The organism is Blautia sp. TM10-2, assembly GCF_003480845.1.
Classification (GTDB): domain Bacteria; phylum Bacillota; class Clostridia; order Lachnospirales; family Lachnospiraceae; genus Fusicatenibacter; species Fusicatenibacter saccharivorans.
Map to the genome: position 1 here is coordinate 682 of NZ_QUJZ01000007.1, position 19,205 is coordinate 19,886.

18 protein-coding genes are annotated in these 19,205 nt (G+C 49.2%); 17 read left to right on the plus strand and 1 reads right to left on the minus strand.

Features of this window, described 5'->3' with window-relative positions:
• The first annotated feature begins 157 nt into the window (after positions 1–157).
• The gene (locus DXD92_RS08180) at positions 158–457 is read left to right on the plus strand and encodes a phage holin family protein (RefSeq protein WP_118640380.1); all 300 of its coding nucleotides are present in this window, start codon (positions 158–160) and stop codon (positions 455–457) included.
• Entirely contained in the window at positions 450–752 is a 303-nt protein-coding gene (locus DXD92_RS08185) for a hypothetical protein (RefSeq protein ID WP_118640381.1), read from the plus strand. The genes DXD92_RS08180 and DXD92_RS08185 overlap by 8 nt, the downstream gene beginning before the upstream one ends.
• A gap of 58 nt (positions 753–810) precedes the next feature.
• Here the strand turns inward: DXD92_RS08185 and DXD92_RS08190 are convergent, their stop codons facing one another.
• Positions 811–1,047: a hypothetical protein gene (locus DXD92_RS08190; protein WP_118640382.1), complete on the minus strand. Its 237-nt coding sequence runs from the start codon at positions 1,045–1,047 to the stop codon at positions 811–813.
• Positions 1,048–1,108: 61 nt separating this feature from the next.
• Between DXD92_RS08190 and DXD92_RS08195 the strand changes: the two genes are divergently transcribed.
• The 15 genes from DXD92_RS08195 to tyrS all read left to right on the plus strand — a co-directional run bounded on the left by DXD92_RS08195 (position 1,109) and on the right by tyrS (position 19,161).
• Positions 1,109–2,713, plus strand: coding sequence for an MSCRAMM family protein (locus DXD92_RS08195; RefSeq protein WP_118640383.1), 1,605 nt, complete (start codon positions 1,109–1,111; stop codon positions 2,711–2,713).
• Positions 2,714–2,764: 51 nt separating this feature from the next.
• A complete protein-coding gene (locus DXD92_RS08200) occupies positions 2,765–3,598 on the plus strand; it encodes a class B sortase (RefSeq protein WP_118640384.1) in 834 nt (277 codons plus the stop codon).
• Positions 3,599–3,651: 53 nt separating this feature from the next.
• Entirely contained in the window at positions 3,652–5,352 is a 1,701-nt protein-coding gene (locus DXD92_RS08205) for a MutS-related protein (protein ID WP_118640385.1), read from the plus strand.
• 134 nt (positions 5,353–5,486) lie between these two features.
• On the plus strand, positions 5,487–6,659 hold the full coding sequence (cbiD, locus tag DXD92_RS08210; RefSeq protein ID WP_055226415.1) for a cobalt-precorrin-5B (C(1))-methyltransferase CbiD: 1,173 nt from the start codon (positions 5,487–5,489) through the stop codon (positions 6,657–6,659).
• 7 nt (positions 6,660–6,666) lie between these two features.
• A complete protein-coding gene (gene cobI / locus DXD92_RS08215; RefSeq protein ID WP_117812894.1) occupies positions 6,667–7,359 on the plus strand; it encodes a precorrin-2 C(20)-methyltransferase in 693 nt (230 codons plus the stop codon).
• Positions 7,360–8,118, plus strand: coding sequence for a precorrin-4 C(11)-methyltransferase (gene cobM / locus DXD92_RS08220; protein WP_022462305.1), 759 nt, complete (start codon positions 7,360–7,362; stop codon positions 8,116–8,118).
• A 1-nt stretch (position 8,119) separates the two neighbouring features.
• Positions 8,120–9,151 carry a cobalt-precorrin 5A hydrolase gene (locus tag DXD92_RS08225; protein ID WP_118594741.1) on the plus strand — a complete coding sequence of 344 codons (1,032 nt, stop codon included), beginning with the start codon at positions 8,120–8,122 and terminating at the stop codon, positions 9,149–9,151.
• Positions 9,148–9,879, plus strand: a complete 732-nt coding sequence (gene cobJ, locus DXD92_RS08230; RefSeq protein WP_118594742.1) for a precorrin-3B C(17)-methyltransferase — start codon at positions 9,148–9,150, stop codon at positions 9,877–9,879. The genes DXD92_RS08225 and cobJ overlap by 4 nt, the downstream gene beginning before the upstream one ends.
• The gene (gene cobK / locus DXD92_RS08235; protein WP_117760336.1) at positions 9,872–11,851 is read left to right on the plus strand and encodes a precorrin-6A reductase; all 1,980 of its coding nucleotides are present in this window, start codon (positions 9,872–9,874) and stop codon (positions 11,849–11,851) included. Before cobJ ends, cobK begins: the two co-directional genes overlap by 8 nt.
• Positions 11,848–13,257, plus strand: a complete 1,410-nt coding sequence (locus DXD92_RS08240; RefSeq protein ID WP_118594743.1) for a cobyrinate a,c-diamide synthase — start codon at positions 11,848–11,850, stop codon at positions 13,255–13,257. The genes cobK and DXD92_RS08240 overlap by 4 nt, the downstream gene beginning before the upstream one ends.
• The gene (gene cbiB / locus DXD92_RS08245; protein WP_118594744.1) at positions 13,254–14,219 is read left to right on the plus strand and encodes an adenosylcobinamide-phosphate synthase CbiB; all 966 of its coding nucleotides are present in this window, start codon (positions 13,254–13,256) and stop codon (positions 14,217–14,219) included. The genes DXD92_RS08240 and cbiB overlap by 4 nt, the downstream gene beginning before the upstream one ends.
• 48 nt (positions 14,220–14,267) lie before the next feature.
• Entirely contained in the window at positions 14,268–15,314 is a 1,047-nt protein-coding gene (cobD, locus tag DXD92_RS08250; protein ID WP_118594745.1) for a threonine-phosphate decarboxylase CobD, read from the plus strand.
• Between the two features lie 11 nt (positions 15,315–15,325).
• Positions 15,326–16,837 carry a cobyric acid synthase gene (locus tag DXD92_RS08255; RefSeq protein ID WP_118594746.1) on the plus strand — a complete coding sequence of 504 codons (1,512 nt, stop codon included), beginning with the start codon at positions 15,326–15,328 and terminating at the stop codon, positions 16,835–16,837.
• A gap of 2 nt (positions 16,838–16,839) precedes the next feature.
• Positions 16,840–17,484 (plus strand): precorrin-8X methylmutase, encoded by a 645-nt coding sequence (locus tag DXD92_RS08260; RefSeq protein ID WP_055218068.1) that lies wholly within the window; start codon positions 16,840–16,842, stop codon positions 17,482–17,484.
• Between the two features lie 453 nt (positions 17,485–17,937).
• On the plus strand, positions 17,938–19,161 hold the full coding sequence (gene tyrS, locus DXD92_RS08265) for a tyrosine--tRNA ligase (protein ID WP_022462314.1): 1,224 nt from the start codon (positions 17,938–17,940) through the stop codon (positions 19,159–19,161).
• Positions 19,162–19,205 lie beyond the last annotated feature (44 nt).

Consider the following 19,205-nt stretch of genomic DNA (forward strand, 5'->3'; position numbering starts at 1 on the left):
ATCGCTACATCAACAACGGTAGAAAGTATCGTGCCAATAAAAAGGATATCGATGATGTTGTTGACAAATTCGAGAACGACATCTGGAATGAGTATGACAAGTATGCTGCTGAACTGGAAGCAGCGAAAACAACTCAGACAGATAAGGAGGCGTAAGTATGGACTATACGGTATTAACTGAACATTTTGTGGTGGTTGTGGTTGTGGCTTGCCTTGTACTTGGATACATTATCAAGCACGCGAGCCTGTTCCATTGGCTTCCGAATGACGATATTCCTGTAGTTCTTGCCGTGGCAGGAGCAATCCTAAACGCGGCAGTTGGCGGCATTACTGTGGAAAATATTGTCTACGGTGCTCTGATGGGATTAGCGTCCACCGGTATGCATCAGGGATTCAAAAAATTTATAGAGGGGAATAGCTCGGGCGGAGACGCTGAGATCACACATAATAATGACTGAATTTACAATCACATCCACACAGATCATCTGGTTTTGTTCATTCGTAGCAGCTCTGTGGGGATTATGGAAAGTTGTTAAAGAAGCTAAAAAGCCAAATGATGAGCTTAAGGCTAAAGTCAGCAAACACGACCAGCTTCTTGACAACGACAATAAACGATTGTCTGAGGTTGAAACATCTAATCAGATGATTCTCCGAACATTGCTCGTTATCGTGAATCATGAGATTACCGGAAATGGTATCGATAATATGAAACAGATACGGGATGATCTGCAGGAATATCTCATACATAAATAATTCAAAATGGATAAGAGGGGATACCGTTATTGGTACAACCCCTCTTATTTTTCTCAAGCTATTCTTTTTGACCGATTATTTTTATGCCGGCTTTGATTTGGCGTAAATTGCTATAGCCGTCACGATTGCCATAATATTTATCAATGGCGTTATATGCCGAGTAGTACGATTTATAAATATTATTATCACCATCAAGGCTCGTACACCATCCATTGCCATCCCTTTTTACTTTGATACCTCTGTATGTTCTCGTTTTGTATTCTGGGATATAGCTATCTTTTCCTATGATGCGCATTGACTTATCTCCTATCTTAAGTTACCATCATTAATGTCTTATCAAAGTAGGAGATCTTGTAGTGAAAAAAATGGATACAGAGACAAAAGAAGCTCTTTCGGGTGCAGAATTTACCGTGTACCGCTGGAAAAACAACACCTGGAGTGAATTCAAAAAGATGAACTGGGTGAAAAAAACGGGTTCTTATCTGCTGGAGGGAATTCGGGATACAGACAGTGAAAATGGAAAATTCCGTGTTGTGGAGACAAAGAATCCAGCTGGTTATGCAGGAAGCTGGGAGCAGGAATTTTCCATTGACAAGGAAGGCATGCAGACGATCCATCTGGAGGCAGAAAACACAAGAAAAACAGGCTCACTGAAGATAAAAAAGACGGAAGAAAACTCAGGGAAAGCACTTTCTGGTGCAACATATCAGGTGATTGCGAGCGGAGCAATTACAACGGTAAACGGAACAGTGCTGTTTCCGGATCAGGCGGTAGCAGCTGTGCTGAAAACGGATGAAAATGGAGAGGCGTTCAAAAACGGGCTGGAGTACGGAACGTATCTTGTGCGGGAAACGGCGGCTCCAAATGGATATGTGCTGGATCCGACGGAAAAGAAAATAACGATCGGGGAACAAAACGCACAGATCACACTGACGTTTACAAACTGGAAGAACCGTTTTGTTCTGCAGAAAGTAAGTCAGGGAGACGGAAAAGTGCTTCAGGGAGCAGCCTTTCATATCTGGACGAAAGATGGAAGTTTTGATGAGACAAAAAAGACGGATGCAAATGGAAAAATTGAGCTGACGGGACTTTTGGACGGTGTCTGGTACTATCAGGAGACAGCATCTCCGGAGGGCTATCTGCTGGACAGCACATGCCGGGAATTTGTGGTAGAAAACGGAAAAATTGACGGTAAATCGGAACTGTCGGTGGCGGTCGAAAATGATGGAACACATCTGACAATTGAAAAAATAGATGCAGAGAGCGGAAAACGAATTTCCGGCGCAAAGCTGGTATTAAAAGATATGGATGGAAACCGTGTGGACAGCTGGATTTCAGGAGGAAGCGGCCCGCATGAACTGGAAAAATTAAAGCCGGGTTCTTATGTCCTTGTGGAGGAGGCCGCGCCGGATGGATACCTTGCGGCAGAACCGGTTTCGTTTGTGCTGGAGGCAAAACAGGAAGTGCAGACCGTGACGATGAAGGATCTTGCATGTGAAACCTTGACGATTACAAAGAAGATTAAGGCGGATGAGATTACATGGGCGCATGGAAATCCAACGTTTCTGTTTTCCGTGAAGGGAAAGGATCTGTATGGAAAAGAACATACATACCAATGCTATCTTACGTTTACAAAAACACAGGTGGAGAAAACGACAGATCAGGACGGCTACACGGAACAGTCGGTACAGATCCGGGGAATTCCGGCAGGAAACGATTACCGGGTACAGGAGAAGAAGGTGCTGCGGTATTCGCTTATGCAGGTGACAGGTACGAAGAATGTTACCGTGAAAAAACTAGAAGAGCCGGCATATGGAAAAGATCCTGCGCGCGTCTTTTCGGTATCGGTAAATCTTTGCGGACATCCCAAAGAAAGTGAGGTTGTATTTGAAAATCAGAAATACCGCTGGGATGATTATGGACACAACAGTATTGTAAAAAACCGGATTCCGGTTGAATAACAAAACGGAAAAACATTCCACCATCGGTTCGGGTGGTGGAATGAAAACAAAATGGAGAGAGAAAAAATCAGCAGAAAAAGAAGAGGGATTGCAGTTCTGACATTGGCGGCGCTTTTTTTCTGGTATCTGCCGCAGATTCAGGTAAGCCGGCAGATTCGAAAAGAACAGGAAGAAGCGGTGGAGATGTATGTCAGAGAAGAAAAAGAAGAGAACAAAGAGGAAAACGAAAAAAGCGAAGAAGTGCAGGAGCAGGAACCGGGCAGTACAGATCAAAATCTGTTTCGGACAATTGATTTTACAGGACTTCGATCAAAAAATAGAGAAATCTGCGCGTGGCTCTGGATTCCGGGCTGCGCCTTAGATGTTCCGGTTGCGCACGGGCAGGATAACGCATATTATCTGACACACGATGCGTTTTGCAGGGAGCGGATTTACGGCAGTATTTTTGCACCGTGTGATACACCGGAGGATTTTTCTGAACGTCACACGATTTTATATGGGCATAATATGCGGGATGGAACGATGTTCGGAGGATTGAAAAAGTATCGTGAAGCGTCGTGGAAACAGGAATTTCCGTATCTGTACCTGTATTTGCCGGGTGAAGCATGGCAGTGCCGTATTTGGAGTGTGGAGGAGACGGATGCCAAAAGTGATGTTTACCGGCTGGGAGCATGGAGCGATGCGGACTGGAATGCATGGGTACAGGAAAGAAAAGAAAACAGCATTATCTTTGGCAGCGGTGAGGAAAAGGAAGTTCAAAAGATACTTACCCTTTCCACCTGCATTGGTGACGGCAGCAGTTCACGGAGACTGGCTGTACATGCGGCGGTGGAGATGATTTTTGCAACAAAATCTGGAAGGGAAGAGGGTTCTGTGCTAGAATAAGACAGAATCAAAAGACTTATGATACAGAGCAGGAAAAAGGATGGCGATAAGACATGAAAGAACTGTACACGGCAGCAGGAATTTTTGTGGTTCTGATACTGCTGGGAGTTTGGATGGTACAGAATAACAGAAATGAACAGGAAAAGAAGCTGGTACAACTGCGGAAGAAATGGGGAAAAAAGCAGGGGAAACGGACAGAACGGGAAAAGAAAGAAAAACTGGAAGCGTGTCTGAGACGAAAAGCAGGGGAAAACTTCTGCGTGGACGCGATTACCTGGAATGACCTGGATCTCGATGCGGTTTTTGACACAGTCGACCACACAGTGTCGGTGTGCGGGGAAGAATATCTGTACACGGCGCTTCGGATGCCGGTCACAACAACAGAAATCAGGGAAGAGCGGGAACGGCTGATGAAGCTTTTTGCAGAGAACCAAAAAGCCAGAGAAGCAGTGCAGAAAGCACTTCTTTTGATGGGAAAAGAAAAGATGAATCCGCCGACAGAAGAAATAGCCGTACTGATAGAGGCGGAGCCGGGAGAGAAGGGGAAATATCTTCTGATGGCCGGTATTGCTGTGCTTGGAATTGGACTGCTGTTTGTACTGCCTCCGCTGGGTGTGTCTGTTCTGTTTGCTTCTATGGTCGGCAACGGACTGATGCATGGAAGGGAGAGCAAAAAGCTGGAGAGTGCATTAAAAGCGTTTGGCTGTATCCTGCGGCTGCAGCGGACAGCCAGGGAACTTGGAAAAGAAAAAATTTCCGGACTGGAAATGTATCAGAAGCGTCTGGAAGAACAGGAAAAACAACTCCGTCCGATTACAAGAAAATGCAGAACACTTGTGAATACGAAAGAATCGCAGGGCGGTGCAGCAAACATGATTTTTGCATACTTTCACACGTTCTTTCTGCTGGATCTGATCGAGTATTCTTCGGTTGTTTCCAGAGTGAAATCGTATGAAAAAGCGATTCTGCAGATGGCAGAGGATCTTGGACTCCTGGACTTTGCACTGTCTGCAGCATCGTACCGGGAGAGCCTTTCGTATTACTGCCGGCCGGAATTCCTGGATGAGAAAAAGGCGGGCTGTCGGATCGATGTGGAGGAGCTTTATCATCCGCTTCTGACACATCCGGTGGCAAACAGTCTGTATGCGGAGGGCGGAATTCTGCTGACCGGCTCGAATGCGTCGGGAAAATCCACATTTATGAAAAACATGGCAGTGAATGCGATTCTGGCACAGGCACTGAACACGAGTCTTTCGAAGCGGTACCGCGGTGTTGTGTGCCGGATCATGACATCCATGGCACTCCGCGATAATCTGGCACAGGGAGAGAGTTACTTTGTTGTGGAAGTAAAATCTTTAAAACGGATTCTGGAGGCAAGCCGTGAAAAAACACCGCTTCTGTGCGTCATTGATGAGGTGCTGCGGGGAACAAACACGACGGAGCGGATTGCAGCGTCAGAGAGTGTGCTTGCTGCCCTGCGCCGTGCAAATGTGCTCTGTCTTGCAGCAACACATGATACTGAACTGACGTATCTGCTGGAAGATCTCTACACCAATTATCATTTTGAAGAGCAGATTACCGCGCAGAGTATTTCCTTCCCGTATCGCCTGGAACAGGGGCCGGCAAGAGGAAAGAATGCGATTGCACTGCTTGGAAATATGGGAATTGATGAAAAAATTGTGAAACAGGCAGAAAGAAGAGCTGCGGAGTTTGAAACAACAGGAAGCTGGGAAAAGAATAAGTTTCTGAGATAGAAAAACAGCCGGGAAAAATTGATCTTTTTTGAAAAAATATGCGAAAATGGTTCAGCATTTTTTCATTGTGTGTTATGATAAAATAGATCGCGTGATCCGGCAGAAAAACCGCCGGATCTGTTAAGGAGAAAAACATGAGCAGGACAGGCTTGGAAGATGCATATATTATGCGCGGCAGCAAGAAACTCCGCATGGGATATACGACGGGTTCCTGCGCTGCAGCGGCAGCGCGGGGAGCGGCGTTTATGCTGCTTTCCGGGAAAGAAATACAGGAAGTGAAAATCCATACGCCAAAGGGCATTGTTCTGAATCTGGAATTGCTGGATATCCGGAGAAGTGCCGAAAAAGTAAGCTGTGCCGTCCGAAAAGACGGCGGGGATGATCCGGATGTGACAGATAAAGCATTGATTTACGCGGAAGTGACGTTTGGAACAGAAGAGGGAATTGTAATCGATGGAGGATTCGGCGTCGGGCGTGTGACAAAGCCGGGGCTGGATCAGCCGGTCGGAAACGCGGCGATCAACCATGTACCGCGCCAGATGATCCGCGAGAATGTGGAGGAGATTCAGAAAAAACTCGATGATTTCCGCGCACTGCAGGTTATCATCTCCGTACCGGAAGGGGAAGAACTGGCAAAGCATACATTCAATCCGAGACTTGGCATCACCGGCGGCATTTCAATCCTTGGAACGAGCGGGATTGTAGTGCCGATGAGCGAGGAGGCGCTGATTTCCACGATCCGCGTCGAGATGGAAATGCGGAAAGCACAGGGTGACCGCGTCCTTCTGGTGACACCGGGAAATTACGGACAGGATTTCTTAAAAACGTATCCGTGGGTCCGTGCAGACCATTCCGTTAAGTGCAGTAATTACGTCGGAAAAACACTGGAATTTGCAGCTGAGCTCGGCTTTGACGCCATCCTTTTTGTGGCCCATCTTGGAAAATTTGTCAAGGTGTCCGGCGGAATTATGAATACCCATTCCCACGAGGCAGACTGCCGTGCGGAACTTCTTACGGCGCAGGCGGTGCGTGCAGGGGCGGATCTTGCACTGGCAAAAAAACTGCTGGAGACTGGAACGACGGAAGAAGCGGTGCAGATTTTAAAGGAAGCAGGATGCCTGAAAGAGACCATGGAAAAAGTGACAGAAAAAATTGCTTTTTACATGAATTACCATATTGAGGGCAGAGTGCAGACGGAGGCGATTGTTTTTTCAAGCAATGAGGGCCTGCTCGGGGAAACCCCGGGAGCGGGAGAACTTCTGGAGCGCCTGCGGGAGCAGGAAGAAAAAGAAAACAGAAAAGAGTAAAAACAAAATGACAGGAATTTTATTTGGAACAGGAATCGGACCGGGAGACCCGGAGCTTATGACGTTAAAGGCCGTCCGTCTGATCCGGGAAAATGATACGATTGCAGTACCAGGAGAGAAACCGGAAGAGAGCATTGCCTACCAGATTGCTGTTCAGGCAGTGCCGGAACTGGCAGAAAAAGAGCTTGTTGCTATTCCAATGCCGATGACAAAGAATGCCAAAGAACTGAAGGAAAATCACCGGCGCGGTGCAGAAAAAATAGAGGAGCTGCTGGATGCAGGAAAAAACGTAGTATTTCTGACACTCGGAGATCCAACCGTGTATTCTACCTACCTTTATGTACACAGACGGGTACTGGAAGACGGTTACGATGCGAGAATTGTAAGCGGTGTTACATCGTTCTGCGCGGCAGCAGCATCTCTTTCCGAGGGACTGGTGGAAAATTCCGAAGAACTGCATGTGATTCCGGCGTCTTATCAGATTGAAGATGCACTGGAACTTTCAGGAACAAAGGTTCTGATGAAAGCGGGTAAAAAGATGCCGGCTGTGAAACAGTTCCTGAAGGAAAAGAACTGCCGGGCGGTGATGGTAGAAAACTGCGGCATGGATACGGAACAGAAGTATTTCAGCGCGGAAGAAATCCCGGACCAGGCAAGTTACTATTCACTGATTATTGTAAAAGAAAAGAGGAAAAAATAGATGGTACATTTTATTGGAGCGGGCCCTGGAGCCCCGGATCTGATTACGGTAAGAGGACAGAAGCTGCTTGGTGAGGCGGACATTATCATTTATGCAGGTTCTCTTGTCAATCCGGCACTGCTGGATCTGAAAAAAGAGGGCTGTGTGGTATATAACAGTGCAACCATGACGCTGGAGCAGGTGATTGATGTTATGAAAGAGGCCGAAAGCAAAGGCCAGACTGTGGCAAGACTCCACACGGGAGATCCGTGCCTGTACGGTGCAATCCGCGAACAGATTGATGCGCTCGATGCCCTTGGAATCGCTCACGATGACTGTCCGGGTGTCAGCTCTTTCTGCGGAGCGGCTGCTGCCCTTGAAATGGAATATACGCTGCCGGATATCTCCCAGAGTGTTGTCATCACCAGAATGGCCGGAAGAACACCGGTTCCGGAGCGGGAGAGCATTGCGTCTTTTGCGGCACATCAGGCAACGATGGTTGTATTCTTAAGCACGGGACTCTTAGAGGAACTTTCCCGTGAGCTGATTGCAGGCGGCTATACGGCAGATACTCCGGCAGCGATCGTTTACAAAGCAACCTGGCCGGAGGAGAAGACGTTCGTCTGCACCGTTGGAACACTTGCCGAGACGGCGAAAAAGAACCAGATCACCAAGACAGCGCTGATGATCATCGGAAATGCCGTTTCCCAGGGAAATTACCGCAGAAGTGATCTGTACAATCCGGCGTTTACCACCGAATTCCGAGAGGCAGAAAAATAAGATGAAAATAGCCATAGCAAGTTTTACAAGAAACGGATGCGCCTGGAATCAAAAACTCTGTGCGGCACTGAAAAAACACAGCTGTGAAGGATATGCACTGGAAAAGTACGGGAAAGAAGCGGGAATTCCTGCGATTGCACCGTCGCTTCCTGCATGGACAGAGCGCATGTTTCAGAAAATGGATGCGATTTTGTTTATCGGGGCGTGCGGGATTGCGGTGCGCAGTATTGCACCGTACGTGAAAAGTAAAAAGACAGATCCGGCGGTTCTGTGTATGGATGAACAGGGAAAGTTTGTGATTTCATTACTTTCCGGCCATATCGGCGGAGCAAACGAGCTGACGGAAGAAGTTGCAGCTGTAACGGGTGCGGTTCCGGTCATTACAACGGCAACGGATGTCAATCACAAGTTTGCGGTCGATGTCTTTGCTGTAAAAAATCATTGTGAAATTTGTGAGATGGAGCTGGCAAAAGAGGCAGCGGCGCTTCTGGTGGACGGAAAAACGGTTGGATTCTGCAGCCGTTTTCCGGTGGAGGGAACAAAACCGGAGGAACTGATCCCGGAAGAGGCGGCAAAACCGTCGATGGGAATCTGCATTACCACATCGGAAGAGGATTCGCCATATGAGAGAACACTTCACCTGATCCCGAAGGTGATCACCGTCGGCATCGGCTGTAAGAAGAATACACCGGCCGGCCGGATTGAAGAAAAGGTTCTTGCGGCACTTGCGGCGGCCGGGATTTCTCCAAAAGCAGTTCGACAGGCGGCAAGTATTGATCTGAAAGCGCAGGAGCCGGGAATTCTGCAGCTGGTGGAAAAGTATGGCTGGCAGTACCGGACCTTTTCTGCAGAAGAACTGGAAACGGCGGAGGGGGAATTTACGCCGTCTCCGTTTGTGAGGAAGATTACAGGAATTGACAATGTCTGTGAGCGCAGCGCAGTTCTCGCCGGCGGCAGACTGATAAAGAAAAAAAAGGCAGCGGACGGTGTAACAGTTGCACTGGCTGCGGCGGACTGGAGGGCAGTATTTTGAGTACAATTTTTGTCGTGGGCATCGGCCCCGGAGCATATGAAAAAATGACGATCGAGGCGGCGGATGCGCTGCGGAACTGCGATGTGATCATCGGCTATACCGTCTATGTGGATCTGGTAAAAGAACATTTTGAAGGAAAAGAATTTCTGACGACGCCGATGCGGAAAGAGGTGGAGCGCTGCCGTCTAGCATTTGAAACTGCGGCAGAGGGAAAACAGGTTGCTATGATCTGCAGCGGAGATGCCGGCGTTTACGGTATGGCAGGTCTGATGTATGAGCTTTCGGAAGAATGGCCTGATATTGAAATTAAGGTAATTCCAGGCGTGACCGCCGCAACGGGAGGCGCTGCCGTTCTTGGTGCACCGTTGATCCACGATTTCGCCCTGATCAGCCTGAGCGATCTTCTGACACCGTGGGAGAAAATTGAAAAACGTCTTCTGCTGGCATCGGAAGCGGATTTTGTCATCTGTCTTTATAACCCGGGAAGCCATAAGAGAGCGGATTATCTGGAAAAAGCGTGTGATCTGATGCTTCGTTACAAAGCGCCGGAAACCGTCTGCGGAATCGTAAGCCAAATCGGAAGAGACGGGGAGACGAGCCGGACCATGACGCTTGCAGAACTTCGCAATACAAAAGTGGATATGTTTACGACGGTATTTATCGGAAACAGTCAGACAAAGGAAATCCGGGATCACATGGTAACGCCGAGGGGATATCGCTATGAATAAAGTAATCGTCTTTGCCGGAACGACGGAAGGCCGGGAAATCTGCAGTTTTCTGAAGAAATATGAGATTGCATCCCTTGCCTGTACGGCGACAGAATACGGCAAGTGCCGGATCGAGGAGGGCGGTGCCCTGACGGTTCGAAGCGGAAGACTGACAGAAGAAGAGATGGAACAGCTTTTTGGCGAAGAACAGCCGGAAATGGTTATCGATGCAACCCATCCGTATGCCGATCTTGTGTCGGAAAATATCCGGTCTGCATGTGAAAAAGCAGGAAAAACGTATCTTCGGCTGCTGCGGCCGTCGCTTGCGGCAGATCCATCCTGCGTCATGGTCGATACGACAGAAGAAGCGGTATCGTATCTGGCGGGCACAGAGGGAAAGATTCTGGTGACAACAGGAAGCAAGGAACTCGCAAAATTTGCAGAGCTTCCGGATTATAAAAACCGTGTGTATGCCCGGGTGCTGCCGTTGCCAGGCGTAATTGCATCCTGCGCGGAACTTGGATTTGATGCCGCACATACCATAGGCATGCAGGGACCGTTTTCTATGGACATGAACGTTGCAATGCTGCAGTCGTTCCATGCCGAATGGATGGTAACGAAGGAATCCGGAAGAAACGGCGGCTTTGAAGAAAAAATTGAGGCAGCAAAAAAGGCCGGTGTCCGTGTCGTTCTGATCGGCCGTCCGAAAGAGGAAGAAGGACTCTCGGAGGACGAGGTCAAGCGGTATCTCGTTGAAAAATTTGATCTGTCCGTGAAACGGGACGTCGTGATCGCCGGAATCGGACCTGGTGCAGAAGCACAGATGACGCTGGCGCTCGTAGACGCGTGTGAGCAGGCGGATGTGCTGATCGGTGCGGGACGCATGACAAAAGCAGTAGAAAAATATCAGAAGCCAATGCTTGCAGAATACAGCCCGGAAAAGATTTACGAGTATCTGAAGGCGCACCCGGAATATGAAAAGATTGTTCTTCTGCAGTCGGGTGATGTCGGCTTTTACAGCGGAGCAAAGAAACTTCAGGCCGTCCTTGCGGAAGATGCGGATTTTTCTGTCCGTGTAGAGCCGGGAATTTCTTCGCTGGTTTATTTCTGTGCCAAAATCGGAGTGTCCTGGGAGGATGCAGCATTTGTGAGCCTGCACGGACAGCACTGCAACTTTCTGGAGACGGTCCGCCGAAACCGGAAAACTCTGGCGATCGCCGGCGGAAAGGGCAGTGTCAGGGAAATCTGCCAGACGTTAAGTTCGTACGGCTGGGAGCAGATTGTGCTGCATGTGGGAACGGATCTGTCGTATCCGGAAGAACAGATTGTGACAGGAACCCCATTCGAACTTGCTAAAATGGAGTTTGCCCCGCTTGCGGTTCTTCTGTTTGAAAACCCGAATCCGGAACCGGAGTTTACAGCCGGCATGGCAGATGAAGTATTTCTGCGTGACAAAGTACCGATGACCAAGCGGGAAGTGCGCAATGCGTCTCTTTCTCATCTGCAGCTTTCTTTGAATTCTGTTGTCTATGATATTGGATCGGGCACAGGTTCTGTTTCGATTGAGATGGCGCTTCGTGCAGCACAGGGAAAGGTATATGCGATAGAAAAAAATCCGGCAGCCGTTGCACTTCTGCAGGAAAATAAAAAGAAATTTGCAGTGGATCATCTGGAAATTATTGAGGGAACTGCACCGGAAGCACTCGAAGCACTTCCGGTTCCGACGCATGCATTTATCGGCGGGTCTGCCGGAAACTTAAAAGAGATTCTGGAACTGCTCCTGCGGAAGAATCCGAACATCCGCGTGGTATTAAATACAGTAACCGTGGAAACATTAGCGGAGGCAGCATCGTGTTTCAAAAAACTTGCGTTTGAAGAGCCGGAAATCGTCTGCCTGCAGGCTTCCAATGCGAAAAAGGCCGGAAGAAGCCATCTGATGATTGCCCAGAATCCGGTTTATATCTTTACAGCCCAGGGAGGTGCCAAAGAATGAAAGCACCAAGAATCATGCTGGCAGCAGGAAGGAGCGGAAGCGGGAAAACGATGATCACCTGCGGACTGCTCCGTGCACTGCAGCAGATGGGAAAGCAGCCCGCAGCGTTTAAATGCGGCCCGGATTATATCGATCCGATGTTTCACGAACAGGTAATCGGCGCCCCGTCGTGTAATCTGGATCCATTTTTCACAGAGGAAGAAACAACACAGTATCTGTTCTGCAAACATGCAGCGGGTCATGACATTTCCGTATTGGAAGGCGTTATGGGGTATTACGACGGTCTTGGCGGAATTTCTACCAAAGGCAGCGCCTACGATCTCGCCGGTATGACAAAAACGCCGGTTCTTCTGGTTGTCGATGCCAAAGGCATGAGCGTTTCAGCGCTTGCCTTTATCAAGGGATACCTGCAGTACAAAGAGGACAGCCGGATCGCCGGTGTAATCTTTAACCGGATGTCAGAGATGCTGTACCGGGAGATCGCGCCGATGGCGGAAAAAGAACTTGGCATTTCCTGTGCCGGCTTTGTGCCGGAACTGAAGGAATGCCACTTAGAAAGCCGCCACCTCGGCCTTGTGATGCCGGATGAGGTGGAAAATCTGCAGGAGCAGGTCAATCTGCTTGCAGAAACACTGCAGAAGACACTGGATTTTGAAAAAATTCTTGCGATTGCAGAAGGGGCAGAAGAGCTCTCGGGAAAAATGCCGGAAGTCCTGCGTAAGGTGACAGAAAGCGAAGCAGCCGCCAAGGTGCGTGCTGCGAAGCCGATTCTTGCCGTTGCAAAGGATGAAGCATTCTGTTTCTTTTATCGGGATAATCTGGAGCTTCTCGCGTCACTTGGAGCCAAAATCGAATATTTTTCGCCGCTTTCCGATGCGGAGCCGCCAAAGAATACAGACGGATTTCTGTTCTGCGGCGGCTACCCGGAGCTGCACGCAGAAGAGCTTTCGGAAAACCAGACCATGAGAACGAAGATCCGCGATAACATCCGTCAGGGAATGCCGGTTCTTGCAGAATGCGGCGGTTATATGTACCTGTCAGAATCCATGGAGGATATGGATGGAAATGTGTATCCTATGGTACAGGCTGTTCCGGGAAATGTTTACCGGACAAAAAAGCTGGGAAGATTCGGCTATATCACCCTCACGCCAAACACGAAGGATACCTTTCGGAACGGCGGAAATCCGGTGCGCGGCCATGAGTTCCATTACTTTGACAGCACAGACTGCGGAAGTGCATGGCATGCGGCAAAACCGCTGCGGAAGCGGAACTGGGAATGCATTCATGCGACAAAACGGATGATGGCGGGATTCCCGCATCTTTACTATATGGCAAGTCCGCACCTCGCACTGGAATTTCTGGAGCAGTGTGTCTCTTACCGGAAAGAACAGGAGAAAACAAGATGAAAACAGCATTAGCAGCCCTGATTGTGGGCTATGGATTGGACCTGCTGCTTGGAGATCCCTCCTTTTTGTACCATCCGATCCGTGTGATCGGAAATCTCATTGCCCTGCTGGAAAAATGGCTGCGGAAGGTATTTCCGAAAACGCCAAATGGAGAGCTTGCCGGAGGAGTTTTTCTCGTGATCCTCGTCTGTCTGGCGGGATACGGTGTTCCGGCACTGTTGCTCTTTGCGGCATTTAAAATTCATCCGGTCATCGGCTTCCTTTTGGAGGTTCTCTGGTGCTGGCAGATTCCGGCAACGAAATGCCTGAAGGATGAGAGCATGAAGGTCTATCAGAAATTAAAAGAAAACGATCTTCCGGGGGCGCGCTATGCGGTTTCCATGATCGTAGGACGTGATACGGAAAATCTTTCGGAAACAGGAGTGACGAAAGCTGCCGTGGAAACGATCGCGGAGAATACGTCGGACGGTGTCATTGCACCGCTCCTCTTTCTTGCCCTCGGCGGACCGGCATTGGGCTTTCTGTATAAGTCCATCAATACCATGGATTCCATGGTGGGATACAAAAATGACAAATATCTGTATTTTGGACGGTGTGCGGCAAAGCTGGACGATGTCGTCAATTACATACCGGCGAGAATCAGCGCATGGCTGATGATTCTTGCGTCTGCATGCGAGCGCATGAACTGGAAAAATGCAGAAAAAATTTACAAACGCGACCGTTACTGCCACGCCAGCCCAAATTCTGCGCAGACAGAAGCAGTTATGGCAGGGGCGCTGGAAGTACAGCTTGCCGGAGATGCCGTGTATTTCGGCAAAGTCGTAAAGAAACCAACGATCGGCGATGACATCCGCCCGGTCGAGGCGGAAGATATCAAAAGAGCAAATCATCTGATGTATCTGACCTCGTTCCTCGGACTGGTGTTCTTTGCGGGAATCCGCGCGCTCTTTTTATTTCTGTAAAAAGAGAAGATAGAAACACAACGGAAAAGAGAAAGGAAGGCATATGGTATGAGACAAAATCCACATGGAGGAGACATTTACACGAAAAAATGCAGAGTCGATTTTTCTGTGAATGTCAATCCTCTTGGAGTTCCGGAAAGTGTGAAAGAGGCGGTGAGAAAGAGCGCGGAATCGGTGGAACAGTATCCTGACGCACTGTGCCGGGACCTGACCCGGGCACTGTCGGAAAAGGAGCAGCTTCCAGAAGAAAATATCCTGTTTGCAAACGGCGCCGCGGAGCTTATTTTTGCCCTGACACAGGCTCTCCGCCCGAAAAAAGCGCTGATTGCAGCGCCGGGATTTGCAGAGTATGAAGCAGCACTTTCAGCGGCAGGGTGTTTTATCCGTATGTATCCGCTGCAAAAGGAAAAAGGCTTTCTTTTACAGGACGATTTCTGCGATGATCTGACCGACGATCTGGATCTTGTTTTTTTATGTAATCCAAATAATCCAACCGGCCTTACGATTCCGCAGGAGCTTCTTTTAAAGATCCTGGATAACTGCCGGGAGCGTAACATCTATCTGGTGCTGGATGAGTGTTTCATAGAATTTCTGCCGGAGCCGGAAAAAGTGACGATGCAGGGAAAACTGGACGAATATCCGAATCTGCTGATTCTGCGTGCGTTCACAAAGATTTACGCAATGCCTGGCCTGCGTCTTGGCTATCTGCTCTGCAGCGACGAGGATCTGCTGGATCGGATCAGCCGCAGCATGCAGTCGTGGAATGTTTCGATTCCGGCGCAGATGGCAGGCCTTGCCGCCCTGAACGAGGATGCTTATGTCAAAGAAGCACGGGAACTGATCGGAAAAGAACGCGCCTGGATGAAAGCAGAACTGGAAAAAGCAGGTCTTACCGTATGGGATTCCTGTGCAAATTATCTGTTCTTTGAGGGACCGAAGGGACTTGCCGCACGGCTGGAAAAAGGCGGCATTCTGATCCGCGACTGTTCCAACTACCCGGGCCTTGCCGACGGATATTACCGTGCAGCCGTACGCACACATGAAGAAAACCAGATTCTGACAGAAGCCGTTTCACAGATTCTGCAGTGGTTTTAGGAGGAAAAACGATGGCGAAAGTAATTATGATACAGGGAACGATGTCAAATGCGGGAAAAAGTCTGCTTGCGGCGGGCTTATGCCGGGTTTTCCATCAGGACGGATACCGTGTGGCGCCGTTCAAATCACAGAATATGGCGCTGAATTCGTTTATTACGAGAGAAGGCCTTGAGATGGGACGTGCACAGGTCATGCAGGCGGAAGCGGCCGGGATCGAACCGTCCGTTTTGATGAACCCGATTCTGTTAAAGCCGACGAATGACACCGGTTCGCAGGTGATTGTAAACGGTGAGGTACTGGGAAACATGAGTGCGCGGGAATATTTTTCCCACAAAAAAGAGCTGATCCCGGACATCATGAAAGCGTACCATGCACTGGAAGAACAGTATGATATCATTGTGATCGAGGGAGCCGGAAGTCCGGCGGAGATCAACCTGAAAGCCGATGATATCGTCAATATGGGAATGGCAAAGCTTGTGGATGCACCGGTGCTCCTCGTCGGAGATATTGACCGCGGCGGCGTTTTTGCTCAGCTTTACGGTACCGTAGAGCTTTTAGAGCCGGATGAGCGCGACCGCATCAAGGGTCTGATTATCAACAAATTCCGCGGGGACAAAACCATCCTGGACCCGGGCGTTGTGATGCTGGAAGAAAAAACACACATCCCGGTGGTCGGCGTGGCGCCGTATCTCCACATCGAAGTGGAAGACGAGGACAGTCTGACCGAGCGATTCACCAGAAAAGAGGAGATCGGTCTCATTGACCTTGCGGTCATCCGTCTCCCGCGTATTTCAAACTTCACCGATTTCAACCCGTTCGAGCGGATCGAAGGCGTATCACTCCGCTACGTAAGCTCTGTCTCCGAACTGAAAAATCCGGATATGATTCTGCTTCCGGGAACGAAAAACACGATGGAGGATCTGCTCTGGATGCGTCAGAATGGTCTGGAAGCGGCCGTACTGAAGGCGGCTGCGGCCGGAAAAGTAATTTTCGGTGTCTGCGGCGGCTTCCAGATGCTCGGAGATACGCTGAGCGATCCGCTGCATGTCGAAGCCGGCGGAACGATCAAAGGAATGGGACTCCTGCCGATGGATACCGTATTTGCCGGTGAGAAGACGAGAACCCGCGCGGAGGGCGCTTTTGGAAAAACAGAAGGCGTTCTTGCCGGGATCGAGGGAACCCGGATTGAGGGCTATGAAATCCATATGGGAGAAACGGTGCGGAAAGAAGAAACAGAAGCATTCACGTTCATCGATGATCAGAACCGTGCTGATTCGGATAAGCTGGACGGTGCACAGAAAGGAAATGTGTACGGTACGTATGTGCACGGCATTTTCGACAAAGAAGAAGTTGCCGAACGGATCGTGGAAGCACTTGCAAAGAATAAGGGAATTGCCATGGAGCAGATTCACGGTGTCGATTACCAGACATTCAAAGAGACACAGTACGATATTCTCGCAGATGCGCTGCGCGAGCATCTCGACATGAAGAAGATTTATCAAATTCTGGAAGAAGGGGCATAAAGATGAAGATAGAACTGGAGCAGGTAAGCCCGCACGAGATTGAAAAGAGAAGCTTTGAAATTATCACGGAAGAATTAAACGGAAGAACGTTTCCAGAGGATCAGGAACTGGTTGTAAAGCGGTGTATCCACACAAGTGCGGATTTTGATTATGCGGATAATCTCTGCTTTTCGGAGCATGCGGTGGCAAAAGGCATCGAGGCGATCCGGGAGGGAGCCTGCATTGTGACGGATACGCAGATGGCAAGATCCGGCATCAACAAAAAGGTGCTTGCGCGCCACGGCGGTGAAGCGCTCTGCTTTATGTCAGACGAAGATGTTGCGGCAAGAGCAAAAGAAACCGGAAGCACCCGCGCGGCAGCCTGCATGGAAAAAGCAGCGGAGCTGGATAAAAAGCTGATTATTGCGGTTGGAAATGCGCCGACGGCACTGGTCCGCCTCTATGAACTGATCGGGGAAGGAAAAATAAAACCGGCGCTGATCATCGGAGTTCCGGTCGGCTTTGTCAATGTGGTACAGTCCAAAGAACTGATTATGCAGACCAATATCCCGTATATCGTGGCACGCGGACGAAAAGGCGGCAGCAATATCGCGGCGTGCATCTGCAACGCACTCCTGTATATGATGGATCAGGACCGCGGATATTAAAAATAGATGAAAAAACGGAAAGCAGAAGTCTTGACAGATTTCGAATCACCGTTTATACTATGGAACATGGAAAAAGGCTTGGAAGGGAACAAGTAGACGTACAAAAACGCGGACAGAAAGTAGCCGGCAGATGAGAGGCGCATGCAGGTTCTGTACGATTCGAATACATCCCGGAGTTGCGCACCGAATAAAACGGGCGGCAGAAGAACTATGATGCACGTTTTTAGTAGGCTGCGACGTAAGAGACGAACGTTACAGCGTCAGGGTATTCAGAGGTTTTGGATACCGACAAAGGCAGCTGCCGTGAGACAGCTGTGAAGTAAGGTGGTAACACGGGAGATACGGGCTCTCGTCCTTTGAATCGGAAAGGACGGGAGTCTTTTTGTATAAAAAACTTTGGTCCCAGACGGTAACACATACCCGAAAGTCAACCGAAAAAAGGAGAAAAACAAAATGCAGATTTATGACGAACTGATCGCCAGAGGCCTTCTGGCACAGGTAACCGACGAAGATGAAATCAGAGACCTGGTAAACAATGGAAAAGCAACGTTCTATATCGGATTCGACTGCACCGCAGACAGTCTGACCGCAGGTCACTTCATGGCACTGACCCTGATGAAACGGATGCAGATGGCAGGAAACAAACCGATCGCCCTGATCGGCGGCGGCACCACCATGATCGGTGACCCGTCTGGAAGAACCGATATGAGAAAAATGCTGACCCGCGAGGAGATCGACCACAACGCAGAGTGCTTCAAACGTCAGATGGAGCGTTTCATCGAGTTCGGCGAGGGAAAAGCTATGATGCTCAACAACGCAGACTGGCTGCTGAACCTGAACTATGTAGAACTGCTCCGTGAGGTAGGTGCATGCTTCAGCGTCAACAACATGCTCCGTGCAGAGTGCTACAAACAGCGTATGGAAAAAGGTCTTTCCTTCCTGGAGTTCAACTATATGATTATGCAGAGCTACGACTTCTATCACATGTTCCAGAAATACGGCTGCAATATGCAGTTCGGCGGCGATGACCAGTGGTCCAACATGCTGGGAGGAACCGAACTGATCCGCCGTAAACTTGGAAAAGATGCCTATGCAATGACCATCACCCTTCTGACCGACTCTCAGGGCAAGAAGATGGGTAAAACCGCAGGAAACGCTGTATGGCTTGACCCGAACAAGACCAGCCCGTTCGATTTCTACCAGTACTGGAGAAACGTGGACGATGCCGATGTCTTAAAATGTATCCGTATGCTGACCTTCCTGCCGCTGGAGCAGATCGACGAGATGGATTCCTGGGAAGGAAGCAAGCTGAACGAGGCAAAAGAGATCCTGGCCTATGAGCTGACCTCCATGGTACACGGCGAGGAAGAAGCAAAGAAAGCGCAGGAAGGCGCACGTGCCGTATTCTCTACCGGAAGCTCCGAGCATATGCCGACCAGTGAACTTTCTGCAGAGGATTTCACGGACGATAAAATCGATATCGTAACCCTTCTTGTCAAAGCAGAGCTTGCAAAGACCAGAAACGAAGGACGCCGTGCCGTAGAGCAGGGCGGTGTATCCGTAGACGGTGAGAAAATCACAGATCCGAAATATGCCGTAGAAAAAGCAGCCTTCGGCGAGGACGGTATCGTTCTGAAAAAAGGAAAGAAGAATTTCAAAAAAATTTGCGTTAAATAATTAAGTGTGCTATTATAAAAGAATGGATTCCCGGAAGAAATTCC